The 15,824-nt window shown below is 38.4% G+C and carries 27 protein-coding genes; 3 read left to right on the top strand and 24 right to left on the bottom strand.

What is annotated here, in order from left to right:
* Positions 1 to 10: 10 nt before the first annotated feature.
* The 24 genes from map to rpsJ form a co-directional block, all read right to left on the bottom strand.
* On the bottom strand, positions 11 to 763 hold the full coding sequence (map, locus tag SD1D_RS01675) for a type I methionyl aminopeptidase (RefSeq protein ID WP_058257316.1): 753 nt from the start codon (positions 761 to 763) through the stop codon (positions 11 to 13).
* Positions 764 to 793: 30 nt separating this feature from the next.
* Entirely contained in the window at positions 794 to 1,438 is a 645-nt protein-coding gene (locus SD1D_RS01670) for an adenylate kinase (RefSeq protein WP_058257315.1), read from the bottom strand.
* Positions 1,439 to 1,588: 150 nt separating this feature from the next.
* A complete protein-coding gene (secY, locus tag SD1D_RS01665; RefSeq protein ID WP_058257314.1) occupies positions 1,589 to 2,926 on the bottom strand; it encodes a preprotein translocase subunit SecY in 1,338 nt (445 codons plus the stop codon).
* 1 nt (position 2,927) lies between these two features.
* Positions 2,928 to 3,365 (bottom strand): 50S ribosomal protein L15, encoded by a 438-nt coding sequence (rplO, locus tag SD1D_RS01660; RefSeq protein WP_058257313.1) that lies wholly within the window; start codon positions 3,363 to 3,365, stop codon positions 2,928 to 2,930.
* Positions 3,366 to 3,392: 27 nt separating this feature from the next.
* Positions 3,393 to 3,575, bottom strand: coding sequence for a 50S ribosomal protein L30 (rpmD, locus tag SD1D_RS01655; protein ID WP_058257312.1), 183 nt, complete (start codon positions 3,573 to 3,575; stop codon positions 3,393 to 3,395).
* Between the two features lie 36 nt (positions 3,576 to 3,611).
* Positions 3,612 to 4,115, bottom strand: coding sequence for a 30S ribosomal protein S5 (gene rpsE / locus SD1D_RS01650; RefSeq protein ID WP_058257311.1), 504 nt, complete (start codon positions 4,113 to 4,115; stop codon positions 3,612 to 3,614).
* Between the two features lie 16 nt (positions 4,116 to 4,131).
* Positions 4,132 to 4,500, bottom strand: coding sequence for a 50S ribosomal protein L18 (gene rplR / locus SD1D_RS01645; RefSeq protein ID WP_058257310.1), 369 nt, complete (start codon positions 4,498 to 4,500; stop codon positions 4,132 to 4,134).
* Between the two features lie 17 nt (positions 4,501 to 4,517).
* On the bottom strand, positions 4,518 to 5,057 hold the full coding sequence (gene rplF / locus SD1D_RS01640; RefSeq protein ID WP_058257309.1) for a 50S ribosomal protein L6: 540 nt from the start codon (positions 5,055 to 5,057) through the stop codon (positions 4,518 to 4,520).
* A gap of 82 nt (positions 5,058 to 5,139) precedes the next feature.
* Positions 5,140 to 5,541, bottom strand: coding sequence for a 30S ribosomal protein S8 (gene rpsH, locus SD1D_RS01635; protein ID WP_058257308.1), 402 nt, complete (start codon positions 5,539 to 5,541; stop codon positions 5,140 to 5,142).
* A 24-nt stretch (positions 5,542 to 5,565) separates the two neighbouring features.
* A complete protein-coding gene (locus SD1D_RS01630; protein ID WP_058257307.1) occupies positions 5,566 to 5,751 on the bottom strand; it encodes a type Z 30S ribosomal protein S14 in 186 nt (61 codons plus the stop codon).
* A 13-nt stretch (positions 5,752 to 5,764) separates the two neighbouring features.
* A complete protein-coding gene (gene rplE / locus SD1D_RS01625) occupies positions 5,765 to 6,304 on the bottom strand; it encodes a 50S ribosomal protein L5 (RefSeq protein WP_058257306.1) in 540 nt (179 codons plus the stop codon).
* 22 nt (positions 6,305 to 6,326) lie between these two features.
* A complete protein-coding gene (gene rplX, locus SD1D_RS01620) occupies positions 6,327 to 6,644 on the bottom strand; it encodes a 50S ribosomal protein L24 (RefSeq protein WP_058257305.1) in 318 nt (105 codons plus the stop codon).
* 13 nt (positions 6,645 to 6,657) lie between these two features.
* Complete coding sequence (gene rplN, locus SD1D_RS01615) at positions 6,658 to 7,026, bottom strand: 50S ribosomal protein L14 (RefSeq protein ID WP_058257304.1); 369 nt, start codon at positions 7,024 to 7,026, stop codon at positions 6,658 to 6,660.
* A gap of 43 nt (positions 7,027 to 7,069) precedes the next feature.
* On the bottom strand, positions 7,070 to 7,324 hold the full coding sequence (gene rpsQ / locus SD1D_RS01610) for a 30S ribosomal protein S17 (RefSeq protein ID WP_058257303.1): 255 nt from the start codon (positions 7,322 to 7,324) through the stop codon (positions 7,070 to 7,072).
* 55 nt (positions 7,325 to 7,379) lie between these two features.
* A complete protein-coding gene (rpmC, locus tag SD1D_RS01605) occupies positions 7,380 to 7,589 on the bottom strand; it encodes a 50S ribosomal protein L29 (protein WP_058257302.1) in 210 nt (69 codons plus the stop codon).
* Positions 7,579 to 8,016: a 50S ribosomal protein L16 gene (gene rplP, locus SD1D_RS01600; RefSeq protein ID WP_058257301.1), complete on the bottom strand. Its 438-nt coding sequence runs from the start codon at positions 8,014 to 8,016 to the stop codon at positions 7,579 to 7,581. Before rplP ends, rpmC begins: the two co-directional genes overlap by 11 nt.
* Positions 8,016 to 8,675 carry a 30S ribosomal protein S3 gene (gene rpsC, locus SD1D_RS01595; protein WP_058257300.1) on the bottom strand — a complete coding sequence of 220 codons (660 nt, stop codon included), beginning with the start codon at positions 8,673 to 8,675 and terminating at the stop codon, positions 8,016 to 8,018. Before rpsC ends, rplP begins: the two co-directional genes overlap by 1 nt.
* An 11-nt stretch (positions 8,676 to 8,686) precedes the next feature.
* Positions 8,687 to 9,070, bottom strand: a complete 384-nt coding sequence (gene rplV / locus SD1D_RS01590) for a 50S ribosomal protein L22 (protein ID WP_058257299.1) — start codon at positions 9,068 to 9,070, stop codon at positions 8,687 to 8,689.
* A 31-nt stretch (positions 9,071 to 9,101) separates the two neighbouring features.
* Positions 9,102 to 9,383: a 30S ribosomal protein S19 gene (gene rpsS / locus SD1D_RS01585; RefSeq protein WP_058257298.1), complete on the bottom strand. Its 282-nt coding sequence runs from the start codon at positions 9,381 to 9,383 to the stop codon at positions 9,102 to 9,104.
* 50 nt (positions 9,384 to 9,433) lie between these two features.
* Complete coding sequence (gene rplB, locus SD1D_RS01580) at positions 9,434 to 10,276, bottom strand: 50S ribosomal protein L2 (protein WP_058257297.1); 843 nt, start codon at positions 10,274 to 10,276, stop codon at positions 9,434 to 9,436.
* An 81-nt stretch (positions 10,277 to 10,357) separates the two neighbouring features.
* Positions 10,358 to 10,657: a 50S ribosomal protein L23 gene (rplW, locus tag SD1D_RS01575; RefSeq protein WP_058257296.1), complete on the bottom strand. Its 300-nt coding sequence runs from the start codon at positions 10,655 to 10,657 to the stop codon at positions 10,358 to 10,360.
* On the bottom strand, positions 10,657 to 11,277 hold the full coding sequence (gene rplD, locus SD1D_RS01570; RefSeq protein WP_058257295.1) for a 50S ribosomal protein L4: 621 nt from the start codon (positions 11,275 to 11,277) through the stop codon (positions 10,657 to 10,659). The genes rplW and rplD overlap by 1 nt, the downstream gene beginning before the upstream one ends.
* 24 nt (positions 11,278 to 11,301) lie before the next feature.
* Positions 11,302 to 11,934 (bottom strand): 50S ribosomal protein L3, encoded by a 633-nt coding sequence (rplC, locus tag SD1D_RS01565; RefSeq protein ID WP_058257294.1) that lies wholly within the window; start codon positions 11,932 to 11,934, stop codon positions 11,302 to 11,304.
* A gap of 147 nt (positions 11,935 to 12,081) precedes the next feature.
* The gene (rpsJ, locus tag SD1D_RS01560; protein WP_058257293.1) at positions 12,082 to 12,399 is read right to left on the bottom strand and encodes a 30S ribosomal protein S10; all 318 of its coding nucleotides are present in this window, start codon (positions 12,397 to 12,399) and stop codon (positions 12,082 to 12,084) included.
* 623 nt (positions 12,400 to 13,022) lie between these two features.
* Between rpsJ and SD1D_RS01555 the strand changes: the two genes are divergently transcribed.
* The 3 genes from SD1D_RS01555 to SD1D_RS01545 all read left to right on the top strand — a co-directional run bounded on the left by SD1D_RS01555 (position 13,023) and on the right by SD1D_RS01545 (position 15,816).
* On the top strand, positions 13,023 to 13,697 hold the full coding sequence (locus SD1D_RS01555) for a PspA/IM30 family protein (RefSeq protein WP_058257292.1): 675 nt from the start codon (positions 13,023 to 13,025) through the stop codon (positions 13,695 to 13,697).
* Positions 13,698 to 13,774: 77 nt separating this feature from the next.
* Entirely contained in the window at positions 13,775 to 14,917 is a 1,143-nt protein-coding gene (locus tag SD1D_RS01550) for a hypothetical protein (RefSeq protein WP_058257291.1), read from the top strand.
* Positions 14,914 to 15,816: a TPM domain-containing protein gene (locus SD1D_RS01545; RefSeq protein ID WP_058257290.1), complete on the top strand. Its 903-nt coding sequence runs from the start codon at positions 14,914 to 14,916 to the stop codon at positions 15,814 to 15,816. Before SD1D_RS01550 ends, SD1D_RS01545 begins: the two co-directional genes overlap by 4 nt.
* Positions 15,817 to 15,824 lie beyond the last annotated feature (8 nt).

The raw sequence follows: 15,824 nt of genomic DNA, 5'->3' as shown, positions 1-15,824 counted from the left end.
CTCCGGTTTCTTATAATATTGTAAGGATTTTGGGTTCATTATCTGTTATCAGTACGGTGTTTTCATAATGGGCTGAAAGAGACCCATCTTCGGTAACAACAGTCCAATCATTATCCAGCCAGTATACATCACATCGTCCTGCATTTACCATTGGCTCAATAGCCAAGGTCATTCCTGGCGCCAGCTTTGGCCCTCTGTTTCTTTGTTTGAAATTTGGTACCTGCGGTTCCTCATGAAGATTTCTTCCTATTCCATGTCCCACCAAATCTCTTACTACGGAAAATCCAAAGGATTCTACATAAGTTTGGATAGCTTCAGAGATTTCATGTAGATAATTCCCAGCTTTGGCGAATTTAATACCTTCAAAAAAGCTTTGTTTAGTCACTTCAATTAATTTTTTGGCTTCTTCTGATATTTCACCAACCGGAACCGTCCTAGCCGCATCTGAATGATACCCCTCATATATTACCCCGCAGTCAAGGCTTACAATATCCCCTTCCTTAAGGATATGTTTCGTGTCGGGGATTCCATGGACCACCTCGTCATTAATTGAAATACACAAAGAGGCAGGATATCCATTATAATTTAAAAATGAAGGAATGCAACCGAAGCTTTTAATAATCTCATAGCATTTCTTATCTATCTCCAGTGTAGTGATTCCCGGTCTTATTAGTTTCTCCAATTCCTCATGTACTTTTGCAAGAATTCTTCCGGATTCTTCCATTAGTTTTATTTCTTTTTCAGATTTAATGCTTATTGGCATTCAACTCTTCCTTTCAGATTGCACCCATGTTTAATCCTTTAAAAAATCCATAATTTCCTTGTATAAAACCTCAATGTCCTTGGTACCATCCATACTGCGCAATAATCCTTTTTGATTATAGTAATCTATAAGCGGTTGTGTCTGTTCGTGATAAACCTGTAAGCGTTTTTTTACTGTCTCAGGTTTATCATCATCCCTAAGAACCAGCTTTGTATTACAGTAATCACAGATATCTTCTACCTTAGGTTTTAGGGTTTTTATATGATAGGTTCTACCGCAATTAAGGCATGCCCTTCTTCCGGACATCCTTCTTACGATAAGCTCATCTGATACCTCAATATTAATTACATGGTCTATACTTTCATTTTTATTTTTAAGTTTCTTATCTAAGGCTTCTGCTTGATAGATAGTCCTTGGGAATCCATCCAGCACATAACCGTCTTTACAGTCATTAGCTTTAAAACGATCTATAATAAGATCCATAACTAATTCGTCCGGCACCAAAAGTCCTTGATCTATATATTCCTTGGCTTTTATGCCAAGTTGCGTATTGTTTTTTATATTCTCACGAAATATATCACCGGTAGATATATGGGGTATGCCAAATTCTTGGGCTATCTTTTTAGCTTGTGTGCCTTTACCGGCCCCGGGCGCTCCTAACATTATTATCTTCACACTTGTTCCCCCCGATTTTACTTAGCATTCAGTTTCTCTATCTTTTGTTGGTGATTTTTTATTTACCGTAATGAGACAATCGGGCTGCCCAAATTTAGCCCTATATGATTGTCCCACCACGGATTCTATCTTTTGCAAATTATAATTTAATTAATCATTCAAGAAGCCTTTATAGTGACGTACAAGCATCTGTGATTCAACCTCTTTGATTGTCTCAATGATAACACCAACTATAATGATAATTGATGTACCGCCAAAGCTTACACTGGCACCAAAAACTCCCGAAAAGAATATAGGTATAATTGACACGATTATTAGTCCAATTGCACCGATAAAGATAATATGATTAAGTACTTTGTTTAAATGATCTGAAGTTGGTTTACCGGGACGAATTCCAGGTATAAAACCACCTTGCTTCTTCATATTATTAGCTATCTCAATCGGATTAAATGTAATTGATGTATAGAAATAAGCAAAGAAAATGATTAATCCTATATAAATCAGCAGGCCAATTGAGTATTTAAACTCACCGAAATCAAAGTTTTTAAAGTTAATATTTAACCAGCTACCTTGATCTAATACTTTAAGTACCTTGGGCCAAAAATAGGCCCTTGCTGGATATACTCCAAAGAATGAAGCAATAACTCCGGGGAATGACATTAAAGATCCGGCAAATATAACCGGTATAACTCCTGCTGTATTTACCTTTAAAGGAATATGAGATGTTTGTCCACCCACCATTTTCCTTCCCTGTACTTTTTTCGCATACTGAACGGGAATCTTTCTTTCACCGTTCTGAATTATCAATACAAATACGATAGTAAATAAAATTACTAATAAGGTAATTACTACAGCTAAAATTGCATTACCAATGGGTTTTTGATATACAAACTGGAAAAACAATCTTATAAAATCTGCAGGCATCGTTGATACAATATTAATCAAAAGAATAATAGAAATACCGTTACCGATACCGTTTTGTGTGATTCGTTCTCCAAGCCACATTAGGAAAGTTGAACCTGCCGTAAAGGATGCTACTACAAGCACCACGTTAGTGAAGGTTAATCCATTTTCCAATACACCTGAACTGCCCCCAAAGCCGATTGCCATTGCTAAAGATTCTAGAACCGCAAGACCTACGGCCATGTAACGGGTTAATTCCTCAATCTTTTTCCTTCCGTCTTCTCCCTCTTTCTGCAGCTCCTCAAGTTTAGGTATAGCTATAGTTAATAGCTGTACTATAATGGAGGCAGAAATATATGGAGAAATGCTTAATGCAAATATTGACATCTTGGTAAAAGAACCGCCGGTTAGGTTGTTAAAGAAACCAAGATTAATACTGGAAAACACTTCTTCCACTGCTTCCCTGCTGATAGCAGGGGCAGGAAGCAGAGTTCCTAGCCTTACTATTATTAATGCAAGAAATGTATAAAATAGCTTCGCCCTGATGTCTTTAACTTTTAACGCGTTTCGGAATGTTTTAAACATACTAAATCACCTCAGCATTTCCACCAAGAGCCTGAATTTTTTCTGCTGCACTCGCACTGTATGCATTAACCTTGACATCCAGCTTCTTAGTAAGTTCTCCATTGCCAAGAATCTTAACTCCATCCTTAGGATTTTTAATGATTCCGGCTTCAATTAATGAATCAACTGTTACTGTAGCACCATCATCAAATTTATTTAATACATCTACGTTAATTGCAACTATCTCTTTTGTATTTCTGTTAGTAAAACCACGTTTGGGTATTCTTCTGTAAAGTGGCATCTGTCCACCTTCAAACCCTATCCTTGGAGCTCCGGAACGTGCTTTTTGTCCTTTGTGACCCTTGCCTGCTGTCTTACCATTGCCTGAACCATGTCCACGACCTTTTCTAAAGCGATTCTCTTTAGAACCATATGCAGGCTTTAATTCTGATAGATTCATCTACGTGCACCTCCTTCTTTGGCAAAATTATATTTCTTCAACCTTTACCAGGTGTTTTACTTGATTTATCATTCCCCTAACTGCAGGATTATCCGGCATTTCTACGGTTTTGTTAAGTTTTCTTAAACCGAGAGCCTTAATGGTTGCCCTGTGCTTAGGAATGGCACCGATTGTAGACTTCACTAATGTTATTTTTAATTTGTCTGCCATTTTGACACCTCCATATTAAATTACTTAGGTAGTGCTTTAATTAATAAGCTGTTCTACCGGAACACCACGAAGCTTTGCTACTTCCTCAGGGGTCTTTAAGCGGCTTAGTCCATCAATCGTAGCCAAAACTACATTATGCTTATTGTTAGAACCTAAAGACTTGGTACGGATGTTCTTGTATCCTGCAAGCTCTAGTACGTTACGTACCGGTCCGCCGGCAATAACACCTGTACCCTCGGGAGAACGCTTCAAGAGTACCGAAGCACCACCGAATTTACCCATATAGTCATGGGGTATGCTTCCGTTTTCATCAATAGGTACACGGATTAAGTTCTTTGTTGCAGCTTCTTTACCCTTGCGGATTGCTTCGGGAATTTCTGCCGCTTTACCAAGTCCTGCGCCTACGAGTCCGTTTTTATCACCGACAACAACTAATGCTGTAAAACGCATATTACGTCCGCCTTTAACAACCTTAGTTACACGCTTGATTGATACTACTTTATCTTCAAGTTGACTTGTATCAACAGTTAAACGTTTCATGTGTTTTCCTCCTTACCTAGAATTCAAGACCGGCTTCACGGGCCGCATCTGCCAACGCTTTGATCTTTCCTTGATATATAAAACCGCCTCTATCAAAGACAACAGCCTTAATACCTTTTTCAACTGCTCTTTTAGCAATAACATTTCCTAAATATGCTGCGGCTGCCACATCGTTGGTTTTTTCAAGTTCCGCCTTAACATCTTTTTCTAGGGTAGAAGCTGCAACTAAAGTATGTCCGGCCGTATCATCAATAATCTGTGCATACATGTGATTATTGCTTCTAAACACTGCCAAGCGCGGTCTCTCAGGAGTACCCGTGAAACGGTTACGGATTTTTCTATGCTTTTTTCTTCTTATATCAGTTCTTGATTCTTTTTTAACCATCTTATTTCACTCCTCCTTTACTTCTTACCGGCCTTACCAACTTTGCGTCTGATTACTTCATCAGCATACTTAATTCCCTTGCCCTTATATGGTTCGGGTGGTCTCTTAGCTCTGATTTCAGCGGCGTATTGGCCAACCTTTTCTTTATCTATACCTTTAATAATAATCTTGTTCTGATCTACTGTAGACTCAATACCTTCCGGATCGATCATTACTACCGGATGGGAATAGCCAACGGTTAATGTTAACTCTTTACCAGACTTAGCTGCTCTATAACCAACACCGTTAATCTCAAGAGTCTTTTGATATCCTTCGGTAACACCGATAATCATATTTGCAATTAATGTTCTTGTAAGACCATGAAAGGCTTTCATCTTCTTCAAATCATTAGGTCTATTTACAATTACTTCTGAACCCTCTACCTTGATAGTCATCTCAGAAGGTAATAATCTTTCTAATGTTCCTTTGGGTCCTTTTACGGTCACTTTATTATTTTCTGCTACATCTACAGTTACACCTGCAGGTATAGCGATAGGCATTCTTCCTATACGTGACATGCCCGCACCTCCTATAATATTTGGATCAATTTAATCTAGTGTCTTGTAAACATATAAGGTGCATAGTATGGAAACTTTTAGTTTACCATACAAATGCAAGAACCTCTCCGCCTACATTTTGTTCTCTTGCTTCCCTATCGGTCAGCACACCTTTATTTGTTGAAATAATAGCAATTCCTAAGCCGCCAAGTACCTTTGGAAGCTGGTCTTTACTAGCATAAACACGAAGGCCCGGTTTTGATATTCTCTTAAGTCCGGTTATAATCTTAGTGTTTTTATCTTTACCATATTTTAAAGTGATATGGATTGTTTTAAAATTTCCGACTTCTTCAATTTCGTAATTCTTGATATATCCTTCCCTTAATAGGATATCCGCGATGGCAATTTTCATCTTAGAAGCAGGTACATCAACTGTATCATGTTTTGCAGTATTTGCATTACGAATTCTTGTAAGCATATCTGCAATTGGATCGCTCATTGTCATTTATTTTGCCTCCTTTCCTATCAATTACCAGCTTGCTTTTTTAACGCCTGGTATCTGTCCTTTATATGCTAATTCGCGAAAACATATTCTGCAGATTCCATATTTTCTCAAATATGCATGGGGACGGCCACATATTCTGCAACGGTTATATTCTCTTGTGGAGAATTTTTGTTTACGCTGTTGCTTTACTATCATTGACTTTTTAGCCATGGATTTTTCCTCCTTACTTTCTAAATGGCATTCCAAACCCTGTTAACAGTTCACGAGCCTCTTCATCTGTTTTGGCTGTGGTAACAAAGATAATATCCATACCTCTTACTTTGTCCACCTTATCATAGTCAATTTCAGGGAAGATTAATTGCTCTTTAATACCGAGGGCATAATTTCCTCTGCCGTCAAAAGCATTGGGGTTAACACCTCTAAAGTCACGAACTCTAGGTAGTGCCAGGTTAATCAAACGATCAGCAAAATCATACATTTTTTCGCCACGTAAGGTTACTTTACATCCAATTGACATGCCTTCCCTAAGTTTAAAGTTGGCAACTGATTTCTTAGCCTTAGTAATTACCGGTTTCTGACCTGCGATAATCTCTAAGTCTTTAACTGCGGACTCTAATACTTTGGCATTTTCCTTTGCCTCACCAACACCCATGTTGATGACGATTTTATCAAGCTTCGGCACTTCTAAAGCATTCTTGTATCCGAATTTCTTTATCATGCCAGGAACGATTTCATTATAATAAAAATCTTTTAGTCGAGCCACTTACGAAAACCTCCTCTCTTAATTAGTCAATAACCTCGCCGGTTGATTTAGCAATACGTACTTTCTTAAGGCCATTTTTACCTTCTACGAACTTAAAACCAACTCTGGTTACTTTTCCTTTATGAACATACATAACATTCGAAGCATCAATAGGCGCTTCCTGGCGGACGATACCACCCTTAGGATTTGCCTGGTTGGGCTTGGTGTGCTTGGAGATCATGTTTACACCTTCAACGATAACTTTACCGTTTCTTACTTCAAGTACTTTGCCCTCTTTACCTTTATCTTTACCGGCAATAACTTTAACGTTATCACCCTTCTTTATTTTCGTCGTTGCCACGGTTGACACCTCCTTATAATACTTCTGGTGCTAAAGAAACTATTTTCATGAAATGTTTCTCTCTTAATTCTCTCGCTACCGGTCCAAAGATACGGGTTCCTCTTGGATTATTGTCATCTTTGATAATTACAGCAGCATTTTCATCAAATCTAATATATGATCCGTCTTTGCGGCGTGCGCCCTTGACGGTACGTACCACAACAGCTTTGACAACATCGCCCTTCTTAACAACACCACCAGGTGTTGCATCTTTAACCGAAGCAACAATGATATCGCCAATGTTGGCATATCTTCTGCCTGTTCCGCCTAATACTCTGATACAAAGCAATTCTTTTGCACCGGTGTTATCGGCGACTTTCAGTCTTGATTCAACCTGTATCATGATAATACTCCTTTCAGTTGTAATAAATCCAACCTATATTAAATTATTTTGCCTTTTCGATTATTTCAACAAGTCTCCATCTCTTGTCCTTTGACAAAGGTCTTGTCTCCATAACTTTTACACGGTCACCGATTTTGCATTCATTATTTTCATCATGAGCCTTTAATTTATAGGTTCTTTTTACGATCTTACCATATAACGGATGTTTTACATTATCAACGATTGCAACTACAATGGTCTTATCCATCTTGTCACTGACAACTTTACCGATCCGTACTTTTCTCAAATTCCTTTCCATACGATACTCCTTTCCAGGACTTTCGGCCACCAATTTACTTGGTCAAGAGTCCTAATTATTTGGAAGCCTTCTTCATCTCTGAAATAACAGTCTGAATTCTAGCTATGTTTTTTCTAACTTCCTTGATTCTACTAGTATTATCCAACTGATTGGTTGCATTTTGGAATCTAAGGTTGAAAAGCTCCTTCTTCGCAGCTACTAACTCTTCATTTAAATCTGCAATGGATTTTGTTCTTAAATCTTCTACATACTTTTTAGTTTTCATTGTCTTCACCGCCTTCTAAGTCTGCACGCGATACTATTTTACATTTTACCGGTAATTTATGCATAGCAAGACGTAACGCCTCCCTAGCAGTTTCTTCAGGAATTCCGGCAATTTCAAACATAACGCGTCCCGGTTTAACAACTGCTACCCAATATTCTAATGATCCCTTACCGGAACCCATACGAGTTTCAGCAGGTTTAGATGTTACCGGTTTATCCGGGAATATTTTAATCCATACCTTACCGCCACGCTTTGTAAAACGAGTCATAGCAACACGGGCCGCCTCGATTTGGTTTGATCTAATCCAAGCGGGCTCTAAGGCAACAATACCATAATCACCATGAGCAAGGGTATTACCCCTGGTAGCCTTTCCGGTCATTCTGCCACGGAACTGCTTACGATGTTTAACTCTTTTTGGCATTAACATTATTTATCGCTCCCTTCCTTTTTTGCTCCTTTTTTGGGAAGCACTTCACCATGATAAATCCAAACCTTGACACCAAGCTTACCGAATGTAGTATCAGCTTCTGCAAAACCATAATCTATATCCGCACGGAGTGTCTGTAGAGGAATGGTTCCTTCACTGTAAAATTCTGTACGGGCAATATCTGCACCACCTAAACGTCCACCAACTGAAGCCTTGATACCCTTAGCTCCTGCCTTCATGGTTCTTGCCATTGTGGACTTCATAGCTCTTCTAAAGGAAATACGATTCTCAAGCTGGGATGCAATGTTTTCTGCTACAAGCTGAGCATTTAAATCCGGTCTTTTAACTTCCTTTATTTCTATATTTAATCTCTTGTCCGTAAACTTCTGGATTTCTACTTTTAGCTTATCTATCTCGCTTCCGCCTCTACCGATAACCTTACCCGGCATTGCGGTATAAATAATTAACTTTAAACGATCAGATGCTCTTTCTATTTCAATCTTGGACACACCTGCGTTGTATAATTTCTTCTTGAGATATGTTCTGATTTTATAATCTTCTACCAGATTATCGGCAAAATCAGCTTCAGCATACCATCTAGAATCCCAATCATTAATTATACCGACTCTTAAGCCGTGAGGATTAACCTTTTGTCCCATTATTGCCCTCCTTATCTTTCATTAAGCACAATTGTGATATGGCACATTCTCTTTTCGATACGATAAGCGGTGCCACGTGCTCTTGGTTGAATTCTCTTCATAATTGGACCCTGGTTAGCATAACACTCTTCTATATATAATTTGTCTGGATCCATATTTTTAACCTCAGCATTTGCAATTGCTGACTTTAACAGCTTCTCAATTAAAGTGGAAGCGTATCTTGGACTATATGCTAAAATACCAAGTGCTGTTTTTACATCTTTACCACGAATAGCATCTAATACAAAACAAGCTTTTTGAACAGACACTCTGGCATAGGATAATTTAGCTTTTGCTCTGTTGTCTTTTACTTCGTTTCTTTCTCTTTTAATTTGGGATCTATGTCCTTTTGCCATGGATGAACCTCCTTCCATTAAACCCTATAAATTATTTTCTACCGGCTTTCTTCTCGTCTTTACCATGTCCTCTATAGGTTCTGGTAGCAACAAACTCACCCAGTTTATGTCCAACCATATCTTCAGTTATATATACAGGAACATGTCTTCTTCCATCATGAACCGCAATTGTATGACCAACCATCTGTGGGAAAATGGTAGAACGGCGTGACCAAGTCTTTATAACAGTCTTGTCACCGGATTTATTGAGCTCTTCTACCTTTTTCAGTAAATGATCGTCAGCAAATGGTCCTTTTTTAAGTGAACGAGCCATGTATTCTAACCTCCTTAGAATTAATCACTTCAGTAAATAACTTTACTTACTTATTTATAAGTTCTTCCGTCTCTTCTTCTTACAATCAGCTTATTAGACTTCTTATTAGTCTTTCTGGTCTTAAGACCCAAAGCAGGCTTGCCCCAAGGTGTTGAAGGACCGGGACGACCGATACCTGTTCTACCTTCACCACCGCCGTGAGGATGGTCATTAGGGTTCATAGCTGAACCACGAACTACAGGTCTGCGGCCCATATGACGCTTACGACCGGCCTTACCAACTGTAATAAGTTCATGGTCAATGTTACCTACCTGGCCAATTGTTGCTCTGCAGTTTGCTAAAACCATTCTCATCTCACCGCTGGGAAGACGAAGGGTTGCATATTTGCCTTCCTTAGCCATAAGCTGTGCTGAGTTTCCTGCTGAACGAACTAACTGTCCGCCCTTACCGGGATGTAATTCTATATTATGAACTTCGGTACCAACCGGAATATTAGCTAGAGGTAAGCAGTTACCTACTTTAATCTCTGCATTTTCACCACTCATTAGGGTTGTTCCAACTTTAAGTCCGTAAGGTGCAAGGATATATGCCTTCTCACCATCAGCATAATGAAGCAATGCTATATTAGCTGTTCTGTTAGGATCATACTCTATGGTAGCAACCTTTGCAGGGATACCGTCTTTTCTTCTTTTAAAATCTATAATTCTATATTTTCTTCTAGCTCCACCGCCACGGTGTCTTACAGTGATTTTACCTTGATTATTACGGCCAGCCTTTTTATTTAAAGAAACCACCAGGGACTTCTCAGGCTTAGTAGCTGTAATCTCAGAGAAATCAGAACCGGTCATGTGTCTTCTAGAAGGTGTATATGGGGTAAATGTTTTAATTCCCATAATTTGCACTCCTTTCAAATGATGTACCTGTTATACATCGTTGTTTGTATCATATCCTTATTTATATATATAAGTCAGATCTTATAGTCCGGAGAAAATCTCAATATCTGCGCTGTCTTCTGTTAACTGAACAATTGCCTTCTTGGTTTTTGCGGTTTTACCCACTTGGTAACCTCTTCTACGAGTCTTACCTTCAAGATTCATTGTGTTTACCTTAGCCACCTTAGTGCCGGCAAACATTTTTTCAACAGCTTCTTTTATTTGGTTTTTAGTAGCTTCCGGATGTACTGCAAATGTGTACTTCTTTTCGCTCATAGAGTTCATACTCTTCTCTGTAACGATAGGCTTAAGGATTACATCATAGTATTTTAAATCTGCCATTATGCGTACACCTCCTCAATCTGTGCCACAGCATCCTTAGTTATAACTAGGTTATCATACTTAAGGATATCATAAACACTAATGGAATTAGATAAAACCGTTCTTACATTAGGAAGGTTTCTTGCAGAAAGTTCTACATTTGCATCCTTCTTATCAAGAACAATCAGGGCTTTGTTAACCTTAAGGTTGTTAAGCACCTCTTTCATCTTCTTTGTCTTAATCTCATCAAAGCCAAACTGATCTAATACTAAGAATTTGTCTGCATTCACTCTTGAAGTTAATGCTGATTTGATAGCCAGGGCTTTTTCTTTTCTATTCATCTTAATTGAATAATCTCTTGGCTTTGGAGCAAATACAACTCCGCCACCTTTCCATTGAGGAGCTCTGATTGAACCTTGTCTTGCATGACCGGTTCCTTTCTGTCTCCAAGGCTTTCTACCGCCGCCTCTTACTTCGGCACGGGTCTTAGCGCTTTGTGTTCCTTGACGTTTGTTGGCCAGCTGACTTACAACCGCCATATGAACTAAATGTTCATTTATTTCTACTCCGAAGACTTTATCGTTAAGCTCTAATGTCCCAACTTCCTTGCCTTCGATATTATAAACTTTTACATTTGCCATCTTTACGTTCCTCCTTTCTTAGCTCTAGTTTGCCTTCACAGTTTCTTTAAGGATAACTAAGGATTTCTTCGGTCCGGGAACTGCACCTTTTACAAGAATAAGGTTCTTCTCTGCATCAACTCTAACAACTTCAAGATTCTGCACAGTTACCTTAACGCTACCCATGTGGCCAGGCATCTTCTTGCCTTTAAATACACGACCTGGGCTGGTTGCAGCACTGTTAGAACCTGCATGTCTATGATACTTTGAACCGTGGGCCATAGGTCCTCTGCCTAAGCCATGTCTTTTGATGGCTCCCTGGAAACCTTTACCCTTTGATTTTGCAGTAGCATCTACCCTGTCACCTGCTGCAAAGATATCAGCTTTGATTTCTTGACCAACCTGGTAGTCTGCTGCATTTTCAAACTTGAACTCTTTTAAAAATCTTTTATTTTCTACACCGGCTTTTGCAAAGTGTCCCTTTCTAGGCTTGTTTACCAGATTGTCTCTGATATCGCCATAAGCAACCTGAACTGCATTGTAGCCGTCGTTTTCTACTGTTTTTACTTGAGTAACGTAGACGGGACCTGCTTGCAGAACCGTTACCGGAATCAGCACGCCGTTTTCACCGAAAACTTGAGTCATTCCGACTTTAGTGGTTAAAATAGCTTTCTTCATCTCTTACCTCCTATTTAATCTACAGCGGATTACACATATGTGCAATCATCCTAGATGGTCCATATATATACATATAATAAACCCTAAGGATTTCTTCATATTTATTTTTTCTTACTTTATTATGGACATTCCTTGACGCAACAATTATTATTTCGTCTTCATTTTGATGTCGATATACACACCGGCAGGCATTTCCAATCTGGATAATGCATCAACTGTCTTTTGAGTAGGTGTAATGATATCAATCAGTCTCTTATGAGTTCTTTGCTCAAACTGCTCTCTGGAATCTTTGTATTTGTGTACCGCCCTAAGAATTGTGATAACTTCCTTTTTTGTGGGCAAGGGAACCGGTCCGCTTACTTTTGATCCTGTCTTCTTTACAGTATCAATAATCTTCCCTGCAGATTGATCAATCAGTTGATGATCATATGCCTTTAATGTGATTCTCATTATTTGACTTGCCATAAAAAAAGCCGCCTCCTTTTCGCACTTAAATTCAGTACGACAAGTGGTGACTGTACACTCATCCGTGCGTATCTTCATTGTCCATACTAAAAATCCGGCTTCCTAAAGGTGAACCTAACAGGGGCTAGGCCGGACCACTCTTGTCAACGAGATCTTAACACGTTTTATCTGCTATTGCAGAAGATTTATTTGTACAGTGACTTGTCGCCAGTTTCATAACTTGACCTTCGCTCCACGTAAAAACCTACTGAAATCCAGTAGCAACCTCACGTTTCAACGCTATCAACGTCACAACAGTGACATTATACACTAGGCCCAAGCCAATTGCAAGCATTTTTTTTATAAATTTATAACTTTTTTTATCATTTATAATGTCTTTTATTTCTATTATTTCTATATTATATATCAAAGTAAATATATTAAACAGGACATAATTGGAAAATTAGTACAATCTTATATTAAAGAATAAAATGTAAATTTAAGCATAGGCTAAATATTTTCTAAAAATTCTAACTATAATTTAACTTGACGATGCAGTCCATTCATAATAAACTTAAAATGTAATCACTTAGAATTTTTTGTTATAAGTGCTTTAAAAATAAATTAACAAGGGAGAGATGAGCATGGGTATTTTAACAAGATTTAAGGACATAATGTCAAGCAATATTAATGCACTTCTTGATAAGGCCGAAAATCCTGAGAAAATGATTGATCAATGTCTAAGGAATTTAAACTCCGACCTTGGTAAAGTAAAATCTGAGACAGCTGCTATTATGGCAGAGGAACAAAGAGCCAAGAGAGCCTTAGATGAATGTAACGGAGAAATTGAAAGAATGCAGCAGTTTGCAATCAAAGCCTTAGAAGCTAATAATGAAGATGATGCTCGCAAATTCCTGGAACAGAAAGCTTCTCTGACAGAAAGACAAAAAGGACTTCAAGAAGCATATGATCTGGCCAGTACCAACGCTACCCATATGAGACAAATGCACGATAAGCTGGTGGCGGATATCGGTGAGTTAGAAGCCAGAAAAGATATGATTAAAGGCAAGCTTGCAGTTGCAAAAACTCAAGAACGGATAAATAAAATGGGAGCCTCCGTTGCCAGTGCCAATAATTCCATAGCAAGCTTCCAAAAATACGAGGATATGGCTGATAAGGCTCTTGATAAGGCCAATGCCATGGCTGAGCTTAACCGCTCATCTGCAAAACAGTCTATTGATGATTTGGCCAAAAAATACACATCCGACGTATCAGTGGATGATGAACTGGCAGCATTAAAAGCTAGTTTAAATAAATAATCCGATTAAAATGTCCGCCTAATAAGAAACTTATCTTTACTATTAGGGGACATTTTATATTAAGGGGGTAGAAATAAATGGTAACTCATTTTAAGTGCCCAAATTGTGGGGCAGATATGGAATTTGATACAGCCTCTGGAATGCTAAAATGTGATAGTTGCGGACGGGAAGAAAACATAGAAAATATGCCGGTTAACAAGCAGCATCCTAAGGGAGTTAAAGTCACTTATGATATGGACTATGAAGATAAAAAAGCTTATGAAACCGGCTTTGATAATGATTATGCTGATCCCTTATATGATGACGACCAGACTCATCACTCTACATTTTCCGAAAATGAAGTAAATGAATACCACTGTAAAAACTGCGGTGCCGTGCTTATGACTGAGGCTCAGACTACTGCTACCAAGTGCAGCTTCTGTGGTGCCGGTATAGTAATCAGCGATCGCTTATCAGGAATCTATGCCCCGGAGTATGTTATTCCTTTTACCATCAGTAAAGATCAGGCCATTGCTGCATTTAAAAAATGGTGTAAGAAAGGACTTCTAAATCCAAAAGATTTTAAAGTGGCCGATAGAATTAAGGATATTACAGGACTTTATGTACCCTTTTGGTTATATGATCTTAACGGAAAAGGCGAGGCAGAGGCTATCTGTACCAAGGTCCGTACTTATACCAGAGGTGAGTGGAAATATACGGAAACCAAGTACTATAATGTGTATCGTAAGGTGGATTTGAATTATTTAAAAGTCCCCTGTGATGCTTCAAAAAAGATGGACGATACCTTAATGGATAGGATTGAACCTTACTCCTACAATGATCTTAAGAATTTTAAAATGCCCTACTTGGCAGGATATATAGCTGAAAAATACGACTTTGATGATGATGAACTGCTTCCTAGGGTGAAAAATCGTATCCATTCTTATGTGGAAACATATCTGCGTTCTACCATAAGCGGATACTCTACCGTATATTTTACCAGGAAAGATATACATATCCGTAAACAGAAATCTGACTATGCCCTACTTCCTGTATGGATGGTTTGCTACGATTACAGGCAGGCAGAGCATAACTTTATTATGAACGGTCAAACCGGTAAAATTGTAGGAAGACCCCCTATTAGTACTGCCAAAGTGATAGCTTGGTTTCTTGGGGTGTCTGGGGGATCCTTTCTAATATTTCGCCTGCTGACATTATTACTGGGAGGTGGATTGTTATGATTTATAGGAACAGGTTTTTACTTTGCTTAATTTTATCTTTAAGTCTGGTTCATATAATATTCGGAACAAGAACCGCTTATGCCACTTCCAAACGTATTTATGATGAAGCAGGATTACTGACTGGTGAAGAAATAGATGAACTAGAAAGCACCATTAAGCTATATGAAGAAGTATCAGGCATTGAAATATTTATCCTAACCCATAATGATAAAAAATCCACTTATCCGGAAAAATACATTGAGGATTTTGAAGATAGACTTCCTGAAGCTGATCGGGTATATTTTTTATATGATGTCTACCGGGGTGAAATATTTATGGAGGGATATGGACTTGCAGAAACTTATATTCATTCCAAGAGAATAGATAAAATACTAGATAGAATGGTAGATGATTTGAGAAACGGTAATTATTTTACTGCCTTTGAAACCTATATTGTTAAATCGGCGGCTTATATGGATGATGATTCTGAATTAAATTATGATCATAACTACATCTATGATAATCCTCCTCAAGGATTTGACCCTAATAATGAATATAGTTATGATGATTATGATTATGACAGATATTATGGTGAAGAATCAAATGATAATATCCTTCTTAATATTTGGTTTCAGTTATTTGCCTCTTTTGGAATCGGAGGAATAGTAGTCGGCATAATGGCCTATAATTCCGGTGGTAAAATGACAGCAGGAGCAAGAGATTATCTAGATAGAAGTCGCCAAAGTCTTATAGGAAAAAAAGACCATTATGTTAGAACTACTGTATCCAAAAGCAGAATACCCTCCCAAAGTTCCGGTTCGGGAGGAAGCAGCAGCCGTGGTGGCTATAATTCAGGTGGCTTTAGAGGAGGTAGATCAAGTGGCGGACGTTCTCATAGTTCCGGAGGTAGAAAATTATAAATTCTAGT

Origin of the sequence: Herbinix luporum, from assembly GCF_900070325.1 — a bacterium.
Classification (GTDB): Bacteria; Bacillota; Clostridia; order Lachnospirales; family Lachnospiraceae; genus Mobilitalea; species Mobilitalea luporum.
This window is presented reverse-complemented; position numbering and strand designations above follow the sequence as displayed.

Excerpts from the sequence above, each read along its gene's own strand:
- rplO (WP_058257313.1), bottom strand. The coding sequence starts at position 3,365 with ATGAATCTATCAGAATTAAAGCCTGCATATGGTTCTAAAGAGAATCGC.
- rplD (WP_058257295.1), bottom strand. The coding sequence starts at position 11,277 with ATGGCAAATGTAAAAGTTTATAATATCGAAGGCAAGGAAGTTGGGACA.
- rpmD (WP_058257312.1), bottom strand. The coding sequence starts at position 3,575 with ATGGCAGACAAATTAAAAATAACATTAGTGAAGTCTACAATCGGTGCC.
- rpsS (WP_058257298.1), bottom strand. The coding sequence starts at position 9,383 with ATGGCTCGTTCACTTAAAAAAGGACCATTTGCTGACGATCATTTACTG.
- rpsC (WP_058257300.1), bottom strand. The coding sequence starts at position 8,675 with ATGGGACAAAAGGTTAATCCTCACGGCTTAAGAGTCGGTATAATTAAT.
- rplF (WP_058257309.1), bottom strand. The coding sequence starts at position 5,057 with ATGTCACGTATAGGAAGAATGCCTATCGCTATACCTGCAGGTGTAACT.
- rplR (WP_058257310.1), bottom strand. The coding sequence starts at position 4,500 with ATGGTTAAAAAAGAATCAAGAACTGATATAAGAAGAAAAAAGCATAGA.
- rplB (WP_058257297.1), bottom strand. The coding sequence starts at position 10,276 with ATGGGAATTAAAACATTTACCCCATATACACCTTCTAGAAGACACATG.
- rplC (WP_058257294.1), bottom strand. The coding sequence starts at position 11,934 with ATGAAGAAAGCTATTTTAACCACTAAAGTCGGAATGACTCAAGTTTTC.
- rpsQ (WP_058257303.1), bottom strand. The coding sequence starts at position 7,324 with ATGGAAAGGAATTTGAGAAAAGTACGGATCGGTAAAGTTGTCAGTGAC.
- SD1D_RS01555 (WP_058257292.1), top strand. The coding sequence starts at position 13,023 with ATGGGTATTTTAACAAGATTTAAGGACATAATGTCAAGCAATATTAAT.
- SD1D_RS01630 (WP_058257307.1), bottom strand. The coding sequence starts at position 5,751 with ATGGCTAAAAAGTCAATGATAGTAAAGCAACAGCGTAAACAAAAATTC.
- rplV (WP_058257299.1), bottom strand. The coding sequence starts at position 9,070 with ATGGCAAAAGGACATAGATCCCAAATTAAAAGAGAAAGAAACGAAGTA.
- rpsE (WP_058257311.1), bottom strand. The coding sequence starts at position 4,115 with ATGAAACGTTTAACTGTTGATACAAGTCAACTTGAAGATAAAGTAGTA.
- rpsJ (WP_058257293.1), bottom strand. The coding sequence starts at position 12,399 with ATGGCAAGTCAAATAATGAGAATCACATTAAAGGCATATGATCATCAA.
- secY (WP_058257314.1), bottom strand. The coding sequence starts at position 2,926 with ATGTTTAAAACATTCCGAAACGCGTTAAAAGTTAAAGACATCAGGGCG.
- rplW (WP_058257296.1), bottom strand. The coding sequence starts at position 10,657 with ATGGCAGATTTAAAATACTATGATGTAATCCTTAAGCCTATCGTTACA.
- rpmC (WP_058257302.1), bottom strand. The coding sequence starts at position 7,589 with ATGAAAACTAAAAAGTATGTAGAAGATTTAAGAACAAAATCCATTGCA.
- rpsH (WP_058257308.1), bottom strand. The coding sequence starts at position 5,541 with ATGACAATGAGCGATCCAATTGCAGATATGCTTACAAGAATTCGTAAT.
- map (WP_058257316.1), bottom strand. The coding sequence starts at position 763 with ATGCCAATAAGCATTAAATCTGAAAAAGAAATAAAACTAATGGAAGAA.
- rplP (WP_058257301.1), bottom strand. The coding sequence starts at position 8,016 with ATGTTAATGCCAAAAAGAGTTAAACATCGTAAGCAGTTCCGTGGCAGA.
- rplN (WP_058257304.1), bottom strand. The coding sequence starts at position 7,026 with ATGATACAGGTTGAATCAAGACTGAAAGTCGCCGATAACACCGGTGCA.
- SD1D_RS01550 (WP_058257291.1), top strand. The coding sequence starts at position 13,775 with ATGGTAACTCATTTTAAGTGCCCAAATTGTGGGGCAGATATGGAATTT.
- SD1D_RS01545 (WP_058257290.1), top strand. The coding sequence starts at position 14,914 with ATGATTTATAGGAACAGGTTTTTACTTTGCTTAATTTTATCTTTAAGT.